The following is a 14,963-nucleotide window of genomic DNA, read 5'->3' as shown; positions in this document are numbered from 1 at the left end:
TTAGAATAAAAGTAAGCTAAACAACAAATTACTTGGCTTTAAAGTCAAAAGGAGGAAGTAGTTATGGCAGTTAAAAATATTGGAATTATCATGAACGGTGTGACCGGTAGGATGGGAACGAATCAGCATCTAGTGAGATCTATCGTGGCAATCCGCGAGCAAGGAGGGGTGGAGCTGGCGAATGGTGATGTTATTATGCCGGACCCCATTCTTGTTGGAAGAAACAAAGATAAACTGCAATTGCTAGCTGAAAAGCACAATATCAGCCGATGGAGCACAGACCTTGATGAGTGCCTGGCAGATCCGCATAATGTAATCTATTTTGATTCTCAAACCACCGTCCGAAGGGCAGATGCGATTCGGAAAGCCATAAAAGCCGGAAAGCACATTTACTGTGAAAAACCAACTGCCACAAGCTTGGAGGAATCTATTGAACTGGCAAAGCTGGCGTATGGGGCTGGGGTGAAAAATGGGGTTGTGCAGGATAAATTATTCCTGCCTGGACTATTAAAATTAAAGAGACTGATAGATTCAGGGTTCTTCGGCAAAATCCTATCCGTTCAGATGGAATTTGGCTATTGGGTATTTGAAGGGGATTGGCAGGCTGGACAGAGGCCATCCTGGAATTACCGCAAGGAAGATGGCGGCGGGATTATTGTTGATATGTTCGCACATTGGCGATATGTTCTCGACAACCTGTTTGGCAATGTAGAGTCTGTTTCCTGCCTGGGTAAAACCCATATTCCAAAACGGGTCGATGAGAATGGAAATACGTACGTGTGCACAGCCGATGATGCAGCATATGCAACCTTTGAACTCGAAGGCGGCATTATTGCACAGGTGAATTCCTCCTGGACTGTCCGGGTTAATCGGGAAGACTTATTAACGATTCAAGTAGATGGCACACACGGAAGCGCTGTAGCTGGTTTAAGAGATTGCAAGATTCAGCATCGCATCAATACACCGAAGCCTGTATGGAATCCTGACATTGAGAATCCTTTTGCATTTACAGAACAATGGCAAACAGTCCCGGATAACCAGGTTTTTGATAATGGCTTCAAGGTCCAGTGGGAGCTGTTTTTAAAGCATATTGCAGTCGACGAGCCATTCCCATGGGATTTGCTAGAGGGTGCCAAAGGAACTCAGCTGGCTGAATTAGGGCTTAAATCGTGGGAGGAGCGGCGCTGGGTTGATGTACCGGAATTAAGCCTGGAGGTGAGAAAGAATGGTGAAGCAGTTAACTCTGCCAGATAAAAACGGCAAGTCATATGAATATCACGCTGGGAATCAGAAAGCTTTCATCCTGCCGGAAGGCCCTTTCAAAAGCAGGATCGCCTTTTCAGCTGCCCATGTGGTTTGTAATCCTCTCGCAGATTCCGATCCCGTTTTAAAGGCAAAGATCGACTGGGAAAACACCTTAGCTTATCGAAGGCATCTATGGTCTATGGGTCTCTCGGTAGCAGAGGCGATGGATACGGCCCAGCGCGGAATGGCTCTTAATTGGGAGCATGCAAAGGAGCTGATTCGCCGGTCGGCGGCGGAGGCAAAAGCAGAAGGCGGCAGGATAGCATGCGGAGCCGGGACAGATCAGCTGCTCCCTGGCCCATCCGTCACCTTAGCGGATGTTCAGGCTGCCTATGAGGAGCAATGCGAATTTGTGGAACAGCATAACTCGCAAATCATCCTGATGGCAAGCAGGGCCCTGGCAGATTGTGCCCAAGGCCCTGAGGATTATGAGAGGATTTATGCCAATACTTTAAGACAGGTCTCTAAGCCGGTTATCCTTCACTGGCTTGGCGACATGTTTGATCCATCCTTAAAAGGATACTGGGGCTATAAGAATCTGGATGATGCGATGGAAGTCTGTCTGAATGTCATTTGGGATAACAAAGACAAAGTCGACGGAATTAAAATCTCTCTTCTTGATGCTTCCCGTGAAATAGAAATGCGCCGGCTTCTTCCACCAGGTGTGAAAATGTATACCGGTGATGATTTCAATTATCCTGAACTGATTAAAGGGGATGAACATGGATACAGCCATGCCCTGCTGGGGATTTTTGACGCCATCGCACCAGCTGCAGCTGCAGCCCTGCATGCTCTGGATGATCGTGACTATGAGTCCTATCATGCATTATTGGATAAAACAGTTCCGCTGTCACGTCATATTTTCCAGGCGCCAACTTATTCCTATAAAACCGGTATCGTCTTCATGGCTTATCTGAACGGGCACCAATCCCATTTCCGCATGATTGGCGGGGCTGAGAGTGCAAGGTCCATCGTGCATCTGTCGGAACTGTTTGTATTGGCAGACCAGGCCGGACTGCTGTCGGACCCTGAGCTTGCTGCAGAAAGAATGAAGCTGGTATTGAATTTAGCCGGGATTCGTCAGGAGGAGTATTCCAGTGGAAAATTATGAGCGTTTAAGTCTAAATCAAATTACGACAGAGCAATGGAATTTAAAAGAAGCCATCGAGGGATGTGCCCGGGCGGAAGTTCCCTGGATCGCCCCCTGGCGGCATAAGGTAGAGGAGTTGGGCTTAAGCACAAGCAAACGGCTGATCAGGGATGCGGGATTAAAGGTTTCCAGTTTGTGCAGAGGCGGCATGTTTCCCGCTGGAACTCCATCTGAGCGGCAAAAAAGAATAGAAGATAATAAAAGAGCGGTGGAAGAAGCGGCCGAGCTGGGTACGGATGTTCTCGTTCTGGTCTGCGGGCCGTCTCCTGACCGGGACATTGTATCTGCCCGGCAAATGGTCGAGGAAGGAATCTCCCAGCTGGTTCCATTCGCGGAATCGCATGGAGTGAAATTAGGCATCGAGCCGCTGCACCCTATGTATGCGGCGGAACGGTCGGTGGTCGTTTCTATGGACCTGGCTAACACTCTTGCGGAAGCATACCGGCCTGAACAGGTAGGTGTCGTTGTCGATGTCTTTCATGTATGGTGGGATCCCGACTTATATAACCAGATAAACCGGTCCAAAGGCCGAATCTTAGGCTTCCATGTTTCCGATTGGCTCGTTCCTACACCTGATATGCTGAAGGGACGGGGCATGATGGGCGACGGAGTAATAGAAATCAGCCGCATTCGCAAGGCTGTAGAGGAAACAGGCTACTCGGGGCCCATTGAAGTGGAAATTTTCAATGATCAAATCTGGAGCCAGCCTGCCGATGATACATTAATTCAAATGAAAGAAAGCTACTTGAAGCATGTGTAGTAAAAAAGAAGCGACAAGAGTTGTCGCTTCTTTTTTGTATGAGGGAATCTGGCGCATTAAGTGCAAGGAGGTAATTAACATCTCTTTCCAGATTGGCTAATGGATCAACGCTTCATCCAAACTTACGATGATAATGAGCCAAAGCCATCAGGGGGAAAATATACCGATAGCTATGATAATGGATGTAAAAGCTTCCTGCCATAGCCTGCCCTTTTGGATAGGCTGTTGTCCAATCCTCTTTATCGATTGAATGGACCAGGCAATGAATTCCTTTCTGGATCTCTTCGGTTGGCTGATCTTCCGCTGTAATTAAGGCATCCAGTGCCCATGCCGTGTCTGTTATGGTACTTGCATGCAAAGGAACATATGATTTCTTGCTGTCACTCAGGCAGGATTCCCCCCAGCCGCCATCCTCGTTTTGAATACCCTTCAGCCAGTCAGCGGCTTTTTGGATGGAAGGATGGTCTTTTGACATGCCTGAAGCAATAAGCCCTGTTACGGCTGCCCACGTGCCATAAATATAGCAAACACCCCATCTGCCATACCAGGAGCCATTCTGTTCCTGGTTGTTCAACAGCCAGTTAATGGCGTTTTGAACTGCAGGGTCATGATCAGGCAGGTTTGTATAATTCCCTAAAAACTCCAGCGTCCTTCCGGTCAGGTCTGCAGATGTGGGGTCTCCAAATATATATTCACCCTTTTCAATTGGCAGGAAGTCAAGCCATGGATTCTCGGTGTTTCTTTCAAAGGAAGGCCAGCCTCCATCATCATTTTGCATGGATAGCAGCCATTGGGTGCCCCGATTCCAGGCCTCCTGATTTTTTGAATTGTCCTCCACACTCCTGGCTATCGCTCTTAACGAAACAGTTGTATCGTCTATATCGGGATTGCGGGTGTTTACGTCGGAAAATCCCCATCCACCCGGCAGAGCATTCGGATTATGAATAACCCAATCTCCAAACTGATCATGCTGACGCTGCAGCAAATAGGTATTTGCTTTCTTTACAGCAGAATCTTCCGGTGAAAGGCCGGCTAACTGGAGAGCTGCATTAATCAGAGAAGTATTCCAGACACCGGCGTTAGCATACTGCATATGGGGGAGACCATCGATGTCAGTCCTGAGCGATTTCAGCCCTGCGACCGCATTTTTTACAATCGGATCATCCTTGGAGTAGCCAAGAGACAGGAGTGCAAAGATCATTAAAAAGGTAGAACTGAAATAACTATAGAATGTTCCATCCGGTTCAATCCGCTCGAGCATATATTTATTGGCCCGGTCCATAGCCAATGAGTGAAACTGTTCAGGCAGTCCTAAAAGATCTTCTACTCCTTCTTTGATGAATGATAATAATGACCGGTATTCCGGCTGGATATCCCATGGGACTTCTCCTGACCTTGTTAAAAGTAAATCTGAAAGGTCGGGGCTGTTTTTCGTTTTGATGCTGAACTTTTTCTCTGCCAGAATCAAAATCGGAGCCAGATTTACACGCCCATACACGGAAAACTGATAAAAGTTAAACGGGAAGGAGAGAGGCAGAAGCATAATCTCTACGGGAACCGGAAAGGATTCAGGCCATTTATACTGTCCTGTAGAGGAAAGCATAATTTTTGTGAAAACATTCACGCTTTCCATACCGCCATGCTCCAGTATGAATTCCCTGGCGGCTTTCATTCGGGGATCTTCCTTCTGAATATAACCCGAATATAATAGCCCGTAATAAGCCTCCAAAGTGGCAGTTGCATTTCCATCCTTTTCATCCTCAAAAATCTTCCAGGCGCCATTTTCCTCCTGTTTGCTTATGATCCTTGCTGCCAGCCCCTGTATTAATTTTTCATCATGTATCTCCAGTGTCTTTAATAAAATGATCATATAAGCATCTGTTGAAATGCCAGTTTCAAATGGATAATTCCAGGAACCATCAGGAGACTGGTCTTTTCTTAACAGGGTGATGAGATTGTTCATGCTAGAAACCGTATCAGTCATTTCATGCACATTCCTCTCAAGTAAAATGGATCCTTTAGATACATATTCATCTGACTGAAAGAGAATTCATGGAGGAGGGGATGCTCATCTTTTTTCAAAAGAAACAAGGGAAGTCCCCAATGGGCTGGTTAAAGGAAGAATTAAAGAAAAGGACACGAACTCAAAAATCGATCCATCTTTCAGAAGAGGAGAAGGGAATCCTCAGCCATATTAAACGGGAGACAATGGGCTGGAATCTGAATAATGTCACCAGGACAAAAGCCTATCTTGATTTCTACCGGCAGCAACCGGAAATCCATTGGGCCTTTTTGGGACATATGGTTTCCCGCAATGGCGGATGGAATATGACCGATTTAAAGGGGGAGATTCTGTCCCGATTATTACCGAATCGCGAAAAACATTCCTTCTTTTCCTTTCTGGAAAGAGGGAATTGGCTCATTTTTCAAGATGCCTATCCGCAATTTTTGATTTACCGGGAAAGCCTGAAAAGAAATAAGCCATTATTTTACCTTTTTCCGCTCCTTAATATTTCCGTCTTCATGGAAACGGTCTGGAGCTGTTTTTGGAGAAAGCCCGATCCTTACCTTCTCACCATTGCCCTTGTCATAAATGAACAAAGCTATTTAGAAAATAGGGTGATTCAAAATCCGCTATATAAACAAGAGGTTTTTCATAAGTTTGAATTTAAGCTGCAGGAGCTTCTGGCCTTGAATCACATCCTTTTTCCTTATGAAAGGAATGGCGTTACCCATATGAAGGGCCAGACATTGAATCATTTTGAATCGCTTCATGAACGGATCCTATTAGGGAAAAAGCTGTATGATATCCTGTTTAAGGACAAAGAGTTGCTTGCCTTAACGGAACAATGGGCATATGCTCACCCCCATACCGGTTCAAGGAAGGATTATTGGCCGCATATTTTCAATGATGTCCATGAAGGACTGCCAGGCGAGCAATATCAGTTTCAATTAAAATCGTGCCAGCTGCGGCCGGGGGGAAGACGGATTTATAGCCCAAGCCTTGAAACGGCCTGGAAAAATAGGAGCCAGCATGATGCCGAATCAGGGGATTGGTTTAGGGATTTTCACGTATTGGAGTATTTTCTGGAGTTAGACGATATGATCAATGGGGAGATCCAGCATGCATACTGTAAAACACTTGAAAGGCTCGAGCTCGCAGCCCTTGCGAAAAAAGCCGTCTGGAATTAGAAGCTATATGCCGGCCATGCTATTGGCATCGCTGTTAGGCACATACTTAGATTTGTATTTTATCGGGAAGGGGATGTACTACTTCCCGAACCGGCCATTCTCAGCCATTTTTTCAATCAATATACTGTTCACCCTGGCAGTCCTTCCTATCTTCATGATTCCATTATTAAAAATCATGAAAAGCCTGAAGGGCTGGTTAAAAGGGATGTTTGTTTTATCCATCAGCTTAGCAATGGCAGCCTTGGAAAAAATGGGAGAGGACATGGGAATGTTTGTCCATGCAGAAAACTGGCATCATCATTATACCTTTGTGGGATACAGCCTATTTATCGGATTGATCACTGCGTTTCATGGATGGATCAATAAAAAGAATAAGGAATGAATTATGTTTAAAAGCCTATTTCGATGGAAAATAGGCTTTTTTCTTTTTTCTGTATCAATTAATACGCATCAACGAAAATAGAAGACTATCTTTCAGTAATAATACAAAGATTAGAATTATTAAAGACAGTTAACACTCTATTTACAAATCGGTAAAGGTGCGATTGTTCGACATATTTTTAAAAAACGCTTGATATAATGACAGTATTTTAAAGGGAGGGAGATGAAACCGCCTAAGTACTTGCATGTTTAATACAATTTGACAATCCTTCGCAGCGAGAATTAACCCATCTATAAAGAAAAATTCACGTCAAAATCATTGGGGGAGGAATCATGACGGAGGTTTTACTTTATGTCGGTACATATATTTCTCTTACTTTTGCCCTCGGCTGGCTGATTACGGTTGCTTTTAATCTGTTTTTAAAATGAACACAACCTCCCACTTCCATACACGATAGAGGGTTCTGCGGATTGTGCTCATTCTTCAAGCATCTTTAAAACCAGGGAGGTTATAAGATTTGTGGATTCTAACACTTTTTTTACATGACAAAGTCAAAATGTTTGAGTATGACAACAAGGATGAAGCCAGAACGGAGTTCGAGAAAGCAAATGGATATAAGATTCTTTCTGAGATCATCCATTACAGGGACTTTGAAAAAGAGGAAGTTAAATCCCTGGGCAAATGAAGCAGAGTCGTAAATGGAGTAATAATGCCAGGCCTTCTTAACCGGAGGTCTTTTTTTTATGAAAAATTTAAACCTTTTTGTTAGGTGTTTGGAAGTATGCAAACATTTAATAGGTGTGTTTGTTATTTCATTGACTAAATTCAAACTTTGTATTATTATGTTTATCATAAAGCAAACAAAGTGATAATTTGTTTATTCATATGGATTAGGATGTGTATTGGCTAATGGAATTATCAAATCTATTCTGGGACGCTTCTTTGGAGGAGCTTAAACAGGGCTATATCGAAGAAAAGGATTCATTTACATGCCTCTTATGCGGGGAAAAGATTGAAAAAGGGATTGTATATCCGTATAAAGATAGATTGTACGAAGCGGAACGGTATATGCGCATTCATATCGAAACGGCACATAACTCGGTGTTTGATTATTTGCTGTCCATGGATAAGAAGCTTACAGGGCTTACCGATCATCAAAAAAGTCTTCTTCAGCTTTTTCATCAGGGTAAAAGCGATAAGGACATTCAGAAAGAACTGGACATGGGGAGCACCTCGACCATCCGCCATCACCGTTTTGCTTTAAAGGAAAAGGAACGGCAGGCGAAGACCTTCCTGGCAATCATGGAATTGCTGAAGGAAAAGGATGAGTACGCACCAGCGTTCCTGCCTGTCCATAAAACAGCCACGATGGTGGATGACCGCTACAACATTACAGAAGAAGAACAGCAGAAAATCCTTAAGAAATACTTCCCTGAAGGCACTGATAAGCCCCTCGTAAAGTTTCCGCCAAAGGAGAAGCAAAGGCTGATTGTGCTGCGGGAGATTGCCGGGCAGCTTCAGCCTGAGCACACATATGGCGAGAAAGAGATAAATCGGGCATTGAAGGGCTTTTATGAGGATTATGCTCTGATCAGACGATATTTGATCGATTATGGATTTTTGGACCGGAAGCTGGATGGCAGCGAGTATTGGCTTAAAAAATAGATAAACGGGGGATTATCATGGAACGCAAAAGAGAATTAAAACAGCAGTTTAAAGAAACGCCCATTGAAGCAGGGGTTTATCAAATAAAGAATACAGTGAACAATAAAATCTTCATTGGCAGCACGAATAATTTAAAAAGCTTGAATGGAGTAAGATTTTCACTCGAAACAAACGGCTACATGCCTAATCGGGAGCTGCAGGACGAGTGGAATCAGTACGGGAAAGAGGCTTTTGAAATCGGCATTCTGGAGAAGCTGAAAAAGAAAAATGATCCGTATTTCAACGAAAAGGAAGCCCTGGAAAAGCTGGAAGAAAAGTGGCTGGAGGAGCTGCAGCCATACGGGGACAATGGATATAACAAAAAACTAAAGGGCTGATAAAAAGGGAATGGCGTGTATAAATCGCGTCATTCCTTTTTTTCTTTTATAGTGGGCGGAGTGATTTAGTTAAAAGGATACACATTTAGAACATCAAAATTATTGAAATTAAGTAAAAATATACCATGTTTTGTTCAAAACCAGAAGCTATAATCATTTAGAGGAAGGCACCGGTGTTTCGTCAGCGAACTTACAAACAAAGGAGTGGCAGTGTTGGAAAGGAAAAGAATTGACTATTGGGTTATCCCTCTCATCCTGTTCATTTGCTATTTGGGGAGTGCTGTCTATACTGCAGGGCAGCCGTAAGCAGCGAGCGGTAAGCACCAATCCGCCTTAAAAGGGCAATATTATCTTGAACACGTGGTAAAAATTTATGTGCCATCCACTTATGATGTTGATCAGCCAATTGATAATACTCCCTATGTGAACAAAACTTTAGAAAAATTTTCGGGAATGTTTGGAGGGGCAACAGCTGTTGATGGAACAGGTGCATGGCTGTCTGATGACGAGCAGCTTGTAAAGGAGAAAGTGACAATCGTGTACAGCTTTGCAGAGGATCTTGACAAGAAAAAGATTAAGGAAGTAGTTGCCTATGCCAAATCTTTAAAGGAAGAAATGAAACAATCATCCGTATCACTTGAAGTCAACGGAAAGATGTATTTTATTGAATAATATATAAAAAAGAGAGGCTGAAGGTATGTATCCTTCCAGCCTCTCTGATTGCTATTTCAAGGCTAATGATTCCTTTAGCCAATTCTTTCCCTCAACAAATCGGCTGACCATCATGGCCGAAACCGTATTGCCGGCTGAATTCAGAAGGGTTGCCGGTGCATCAATGATTGTAGAGATGACCGCGATGATCGGAAGTACTTCAGGCGGGAACCCGAACACGCTTAAGATCAGCATCTCGCCAATCATCCCGCCGCCAGGGATTGCCCCCATAACAGCTCCAACAAGGAATGAAACAGCAAGAATGGTCAGAATGCTTGTCATGCTCGACATGTCTTTTCCAAACAAGCTGAACAGAAAAACAATCTTAAACACTCCGCCAAGAACAGAACCATCTTTATGCGTATTAGCCCCTAGCGGGATCATGGTCTCAGCAATATCCTGCGGAACACCCATCTTTCTGACAGCCGCAAGGTTAATCGGAATACATGCTGCACTCGAGCATGTGGCAATCGCACTGACTGAAGGAGTGATGGCATTCTTCCAGAACACCTTGACCCCATCCTTCCCGCCAGCCGCAAAGGCATACAGTGTAAAGAATCCAAAGAAGTAAATGAGCGTTAATACAAGATAAAGGACAAACACACGTACATATCCCCCAAGAATCTGCGGGCCAAGCTCACCAATGATGGTTGCGAAGTAACAGCCAAGACCAATTGGCGCATAGTACATCACAAATCCAACAATCTTCATCATGACAGCTGAACCAGAAGAAAGAAGATTTGCAATCGGCTTGCCTTTTTCACCAGACATCGCAGTTGCCAGTCCGAATAAAATCGAGAACACAATCAGCTGCAGCATATTATTTTTCGAAAACAGCATCTGGAAATCAGGCACCGTGAACGCCTGAACCAGCTGACCCAGGAACGTGACATCTTCTGCTTCAGGATCAACAGCTGCCTCCGTCATAATGCTCTTAATGGCAGAGATATCTGTGTTTTTCAGCGGATCCACAATAGAAATTCCGATGAAGCCCAGAATAGCGGAAATAACAGCCGTAATGAAAAACACAGTGAAAATTCCGGCCATGATTTTCCCGAGCCTTTTCATACCGCCCATATTCGCCAGGCTTGAAGCGATGCTGAAGAAGACGAGCGGGACAATGATCATAAACAATAAATTTAAGAATAAATCCCCAAACGGCTTCACAACCGCTGTCTTCGGGCCAAAAACCACTCCGGCAATTCCGCCGATCAGGATGGAAAGGAGCAGGAAGATGGTTAGTTTGTAATTTGAAAGAACCTTTTTCATAATGTCTCAACCTTTCTATATATTCCAGCACTCTATTATATTATCAAATACTGTTATAAAAAAGGCTGTAGAATTATTTTTTTAAATTCTGTCTGATTCGCTTTTTCTGGATAAGTATATCCATCTTTGACCAAGCACCATTTGACTTGAATCATTAAATATCTTACAGTTAAAACAACCAATAGTCGAAAGGGTGAAGAAAAGCACATGATCCTATAATCCTAGCTTTAGAGAAAATCGATATTTCAGCCTCTGGTTCAGTTCCGAAAATGTGTTGGAATGGGCTTTATTTATCGATTGTTTTTCTGAGATAGGATTAATGTGTGTGCTTTTTGACTTGAAAAGGGGCTGAACTAATCGAAAAGCCTATTTAAGTCTATTTATGTGCTGCATTGCCTCCTGTCTTGGAAAAACGAGATAGGGGGCTTTTTGTTTTTGAAAAAGGCCGTTTTCTAATTGTTGTTTTGTATATGAATTTAGTCCGTTGATTTCCACTGCGGACACTTGCTTTCCGCGGGGAGGAACAGAGCTCCTCGGCTTCGCCTGCGGGGTCTCCCGCTCCCTCTCCACCCGCAGGAGTCAAGTGCCCTCCGCTCCAATCAACTCAGTAAATTAAACTAAGTTATTATAAAGCAACAACTTTACGAAAACAGCCTTGAAAAATAATAGCAATTGGAGGGAACAGTATGGCATTTAAATTACAGGAAATAGATCTTGCCAGTAAAGATACAGGTCCATACGGAATCGCTGTTTCAGACAAGGGAGAGGTCTGGTTTACACAGCATAAAGCCAATAAGATAAGCTGCATTGGGTTGGATGGGGAATTGACAGAATACCCGCTGCCGACACCCGATGCAAAGGTCATGTGTGTAATAGTGTCGTCAAAAGGAGAGGTCTGGTTTACCGAGAATGCAGCCAACAACATAGGGAGAATAACGAAAGAAGGCACTATTCAAGAATATCCCTTGCCCCATCCAGATTCAGCACCCTATGGAATTACAGAAGGGCCAAACGGAGAGATATGGTTTACTGAAATGAATGGAAACCGTATTGGGCGGATTAAGGATGACGGTTCTATCCATGAATACAATCTTCCTATTCAAGGTTCGTACCCATCATTTATTACGCTGGGAACTGATGATGCCTTATGGTTCACGGAAAACCAAAATAATGTTATTGGAAGAATTACGGAATATGGAGAAGTGACAGAGTTTAAAATCCCTACTCCAGCCTCTGGTCCGGTTGGAATTACAAAAGGTAACGATGGTGCACTCTGGTTTGTCGAGATTATTGGCAATAAAATAGGACGTATCAGCACATCTGGAGAATTAACGGAATATGAAATTCCTACCCCGAACGCACGGCCGCATGCCATTACAGCAGGAGCAGGAAATGATTTATGGTTCACAGAATGGGGAGCCAATAAGATTGGGAGAATTACAGATAATGCGCTGATTGAGGAGTATCCGATTGAAACACCAAACGCTGAACCGCATGGGATTTCAAGCAGAGATGGGAAGACCATATGGTTTGCACTGGAGTGTGACAGGATAGGGAAAATCACTGGAATCGATTAATTAAAGGTCTATTTAGATGGGCAATCAATTAAATCACATTGGTGAACTCACTTGGATTCGTAATGAAATTCACAGGATATGAAATGTTGTGATTTGCACATTGTGATGATAAAAGCAAAAACAAGATAATTTTCCAAAAAGAAGTAAACATAGTATAAAATATAGAAAACAAAAGACATATATTTATTATGAAGAAAGGAATCATAACGATGACAAAATTATATTATAGTGGCTTAAAATATGGAGAAAGTGATGTTGAAATAAAATTATTGGTGGATATACAAAATGATTGGTTTGAGATCACACATACAAAAGAAGTGTCCCAGGTAATGAATAAATCAACAGGTGAATATATCGTAGTAAAGCGGAACACCTTGAAATTTGAGGTTGTTTCATAATACGAACAAAAACTGAAATTAAATGTGAAAAACGCAAGCCCGTTATTTGGCTTGCGTTTTTGTATGCTAATTTATTGTGATATTCGTTGTGAATTCACTTGAGAACTAGTGTTATGCACCTCACAAGTAAACCCGTTAATATATCATGCACAGGTTTTATTTTCGCTTGAGTTCCAGAGCATATTATTTTCAAGTTTTCAATGAAAGGGCAGCGTAATGAGGAGTGGCTCTAGTTATCCATAGACCTAAGAAAAACCTCTCCAAATGTCTCTGAATCAAGATTTGTACTATAGGCTGCTCTTGGTAAAATATTTCCGGGTATCTTCACGTATTTGATTTGGCAAGACACGATCAAGCTCTTCATTTAACCACGAAAGTGTTTTACTGCGCAGGAAATCACGCATTTTTTCTTCGGCTGAGAGCATAACTAAATTGATGGTACAAGAGGAGGGAGCCGAAGAGCAGGTATTATCTCTATACAAATAACCATTATCTTTAATGTTTTTGCATTGAAAAATCGGCTTGGGACCTTCCACTGCTTCAATTACATCCCAAAAAGATATTTCTTCTGGAGATTTAGCGAGTTTATAACCGCCCTTAACTCCAGGAACTGAACTGACTATACCGTTTTTTGATAATTTACTGAAAATCTTTGAAAGATATGTTTCGGAAATCCCTTGGAAAGTGGAGAGTTCCTTTATTCCAATGGAAGAATCCTCTTCATTATCAATTAAATATACAAGGCAGTGAAGTGCATATTCAACCCCAATACTATACTGCATTACAAACACCTCTTCATAAATGAGATTCATTTATCTTAAGAATTTTTTATTTCTTTGTCAAACAGGGTCAGTTGGAATCAATTAACATGAAAAGTTGTTTGACATAATAAAGTGTACAATTTATTATAGATAATATCAATCGCTGATTGATGCTATCCGCAATTTAAATTTCAAAATGCGGTTCAATAATTTATTGAATCAGCTTATAAGGAGGAATTGATATTGGAACAACGAATTGATTATTACAATTTAGCACCAGATGCAATGAAAATAATGATGGAAATGGAGAAGTATACGAAAACGACAGGTTTAGACCGTAAACTTCGTGAACTTATAAAAATTCGGGCTTCTCAAATAAATGGCTGTGCCTATTGCATTAACATGCATACAGCGGATGCGAGAAAAATGGGAGAAACAGAACAGCGTTTATATTGCATCAGTGCATGGAGAGAGTGCACATTTTACACCGAAGCAGAAAAAGCAGCTCTTGAATTAACAGAGCACATAACTTTAATCCCGGCGAAACGTGTGCCAGATGAGCTTTATCAGCGGGTACGTGAACATTATGATGAGAAACAATATATTGACCTTGTTCTAATCATCAATCAAATCAACAGCTGGAATAGAATTTCAATTGCAATGGGGAATGTCGCAACTGAAAAATAATGTCTCCAACAGTTCGTGCCATAATAATATGTCAATTTTAAACCTTGATTGTCTTTATTTCCTTAGATCGTTTTTTTAAAACGAACTTACCTTCTAGTAAGTAAAAAACAGTAAGCGTTCTAGACGAAAGATAAGGGCAAAGTGATATGGCGTGATAACTGCTTAATAGGTGTTGAAACTAGCATTACAGAAAAAGTCATTGCCGAACTCATAAAGGTTACCCTGAATGCAAAAGCTACTTGTGGAAATATTGAAGCCAAAAATATACTAATCCATTATAAAAAGGGGAGTTTTTAAAATGATGAAAATAGAAAAGAAATTGTACACGGCTACTGTAAATGTTCAAGGCGGAAGAGATGGGAAAGCCGTATCTGACGATAACAATCTGAATGTAGACTTGAGATATCCAAAGGAATTAGGCGGGGACGGAGCTGGAACCAATCCGGAGCAGCTGTTCGCTGCAGGGTTTGCCGCATGTTTCCAGGGAGCGATGGGCACTGTCCTTAGGAAAAGGAACATTAAAACAGACGGTATAAATATTGCTTCACAAGTTACGCTTGGCAAGGATGCGAACGATGGCTATGTGCTGGCTATTACAATGGATATCACTGTTAAGGGCGTTGAAACAAGCGTGGCAGAAGAAGTCGTTGCAGAAGCTCATAAGGTTTGTCCTTATGCCAAAGCAACTCAAGGTAATATCGAAGTAATATCAAAAGTTGTTGGTTAAAC

16 protein-coding genes are annotated in these 14,963 nt (G+C 42.4%); 13 read left to right on the top strand and 3 right to left on the bottom strand.

The annotated features are described in order from the left end of the window. Positions 1-63 precede the first annotated feature (63 nt). The 3 genes from A361_RS16495 to A361_RS16485 are packed head-to-tail and all read left to right on the top strand — an operon-like array spanning position 64 to position 3,215. Entirely contained in the window at positions 64-1,254 is a 1,191-nt protein-coding gene (locus A361_RS16495; RefSeq protein ID WP_019382297.1) for a Gfo/Idh/MocA family protein, read from the top strand. Continuing rightward, the gene (locus A361_RS16490; protein ID WP_009333823.1) at positions 1,226-2,416 is read left to right on the top strand and encodes a dihydrodipicolinate synthase family protein; all 1,191 of its coding nucleotides are present in this window, start codon (positions 1,226-1,228) and stop codon (positions 2,414-2,416) included. The genes A361_RS16495 and A361_RS16490 overlap by 29 nt, the downstream gene beginning before the upstream one ends. Then, positions 2,403-3,215 (top strand): sugar phosphate isomerase/epimerase family protein, encoded by an 813-nt coding sequence (locus A361_RS16485; protein ID WP_009333824.1) that lies wholly within the window; start codon positions 2,403-2,405, stop codon positions 3,213-3,215. The genes A361_RS16490 and A361_RS16485 overlap by 14 nt, the downstream gene beginning before the upstream one ends. A gap of 112 nt (positions 3,216-3,327) precedes the next feature. On the opposite strand, the gene shc is transcribed toward A361_RS16485, so the two are convergent. Beyond that, positions 3,328-5,199 (bottom strand): squalene--hopene cyclase, encoded by a 1,872-nt coding sequence (gene shc, locus A361_RS16480; RefSeq protein WP_019382296.1) that lies wholly within the window; start codon positions 5,197-5,199, stop codon positions 3,328-3,330. A gap of 80 nt (positions 5,200-5,279) precedes the next feature. Here shc and A361_RS16475 point away from each other — a divergent pair, with 80 nt between their 5' ends. From A361_RS16475 to A361_RS16455, 6 genes are all read left to right on the top strand, one after another. Next, positions 5,280-6,407 carry a DUF2515 family protein gene (locus tag A361_RS16475; protein ID WP_019382295.1) on the top strand — a complete coding sequence of 376 codons (1,128 nt, stop codon included), beginning with the start codon at positions 5,280-5,282 and terminating at the stop codon, positions 6,405-6,407. Next, positions 6,340-6,789, top strand: coding sequence for a CBO0543 family protein (locus A361_RS16470; RefSeq protein ID WP_009333827.1), 450 nt, complete (start codon positions 6,340-6,342; stop codon positions 6,787-6,789). The genes A361_RS16475 and A361_RS16470 overlap by 68 nt, the downstream gene beginning before the upstream one ends. Before the next feature lie 517 nt (positions 6,790-7,306). Continuing rightward, positions 7,307-7,474 carry a hypothetical protein gene (locus A361_RS30530; protein ID WP_019382292.1) on the top strand — a complete coding sequence of 56 codons (168 nt, stop codon included), beginning with the start codon at positions 7,307-7,309 and terminating at the stop codon, positions 7,472-7,474. Between the two features lie 224 nt (positions 7,475-7,698). Further along, entirely contained in the window at positions 7,699-8,454 is a 756-nt protein-coding gene (locus tag A361_RS16465) for a DUF2087 domain-containing protein (RefSeq protein WP_019382291.1), read from the top strand. Between the two features lie 17 nt (positions 8,455-8,471). Continuing rightward, the gene (locus A361_RS16460) at positions 8,472-8,831 is read left to right on the top strand and encodes a GIY-YIG nuclease family protein (RefSeq protein ID WP_019382290.1); all 360 of its coding nucleotides are present in this window, start codon (positions 8,472-8,474) and stop codon (positions 8,829-8,831) included. Positions 8,832-9,191: 360 nt separating this feature from the next. Next, on the top strand, positions 9,192-9,503 hold the full coding sequence (locus tag A361_RS16455; protein WP_139266794.1) for a DUF3574 domain-containing protein: 312 nt from the start codon (positions 9,192-9,194) through the stop codon (positions 9,501-9,503). A 51-nt stretch (positions 9,504-9,554) separates the two neighbouring features. Here the strand turns inward: A361_RS16455 and A361_RS16450 are convergent, their stop codons facing one another. Beyond that, positions 9,555-10,811 (bottom strand): dicarboxylate/amino acid:cation symporter, encoded by a 1,257-nt coding sequence (locus A361_RS16450; protein WP_009333832.1) that lies wholly within the window; start codon positions 10,809-10,811, stop codon positions 9,555-9,557. Positions 10,812-11,497: 686 nt separating this feature from the next. On the opposite strand from A361_RS16450, the gene A361_RS16440 reads away from it, so the two are divergent. Beyond that, a complete protein-coding gene (locus A361_RS16440; protein ID WP_019382286.1) occupies positions 11,498-12,388 on the top strand; it encodes a virginiamycin B lyase in 891 nt (296 codons plus the stop codon). A gap of 209 nt (positions 12,389-12,597) precedes the next feature. Then, entirely contained in the window at positions 12,598-12,786 is a 189-nt protein-coding gene (locus A361_RS31280; protein WP_019382285.1) for a hypothetical protein, read from the top strand. 287 nt (positions 12,787-13,073) lie between these two features. On the opposite strand, the gene A361_RS16430 is transcribed toward A361_RS31280, so the two are convergent. Further along, entirely contained in the window at positions 13,074-13,568 is a 495-nt protein-coding gene (locus A361_RS16430; RefSeq protein ID WP_019382284.1) for an RrF2 family transcriptional regulator, read from the bottom strand. 222 nt (positions 13,569-13,790) lie between these two features. Between A361_RS16430 and A361_RS16425 the strand changes: the two genes are divergently transcribed. After that, complete coding sequence (locus A361_RS16425; protein WP_019382283.1) at positions 13,791-14,234, top strand: carboxymuconolactone decarboxylase family protein; 444 nt, start codon at positions 13,791-13,793, stop codon at positions 14,232-14,234. Between the two features lie 298 nt (positions 14,235-14,532). Further along, positions 14,533-14,961 carry an organic hydroperoxide resistance protein gene (locus A361_RS16420; protein WP_009333850.1) on the top strand — a complete coding sequence of 143 codons (429 nt, stop codon included), beginning with the start codon at positions 14,533-14,535 and terminating at the stop codon, positions 14,959-14,961. The last annotated feature ends 2 nt before the right edge of the window (positions 14,962-14,963 follow it).

The sequence above is a fragment of the Cytobacillus oceanisediminis 2691 genome, from assembly GCF_000294775.2.
GTDB lineage: Bacteria > Bacillota > Bacilli > Bacillales > Cytobacillaceae > Cytobacillus > Cytobacillus pseudoceanisediminis.
This window is presented reverse-complemented; position numbering and strand designations above follow the sequence as displayed.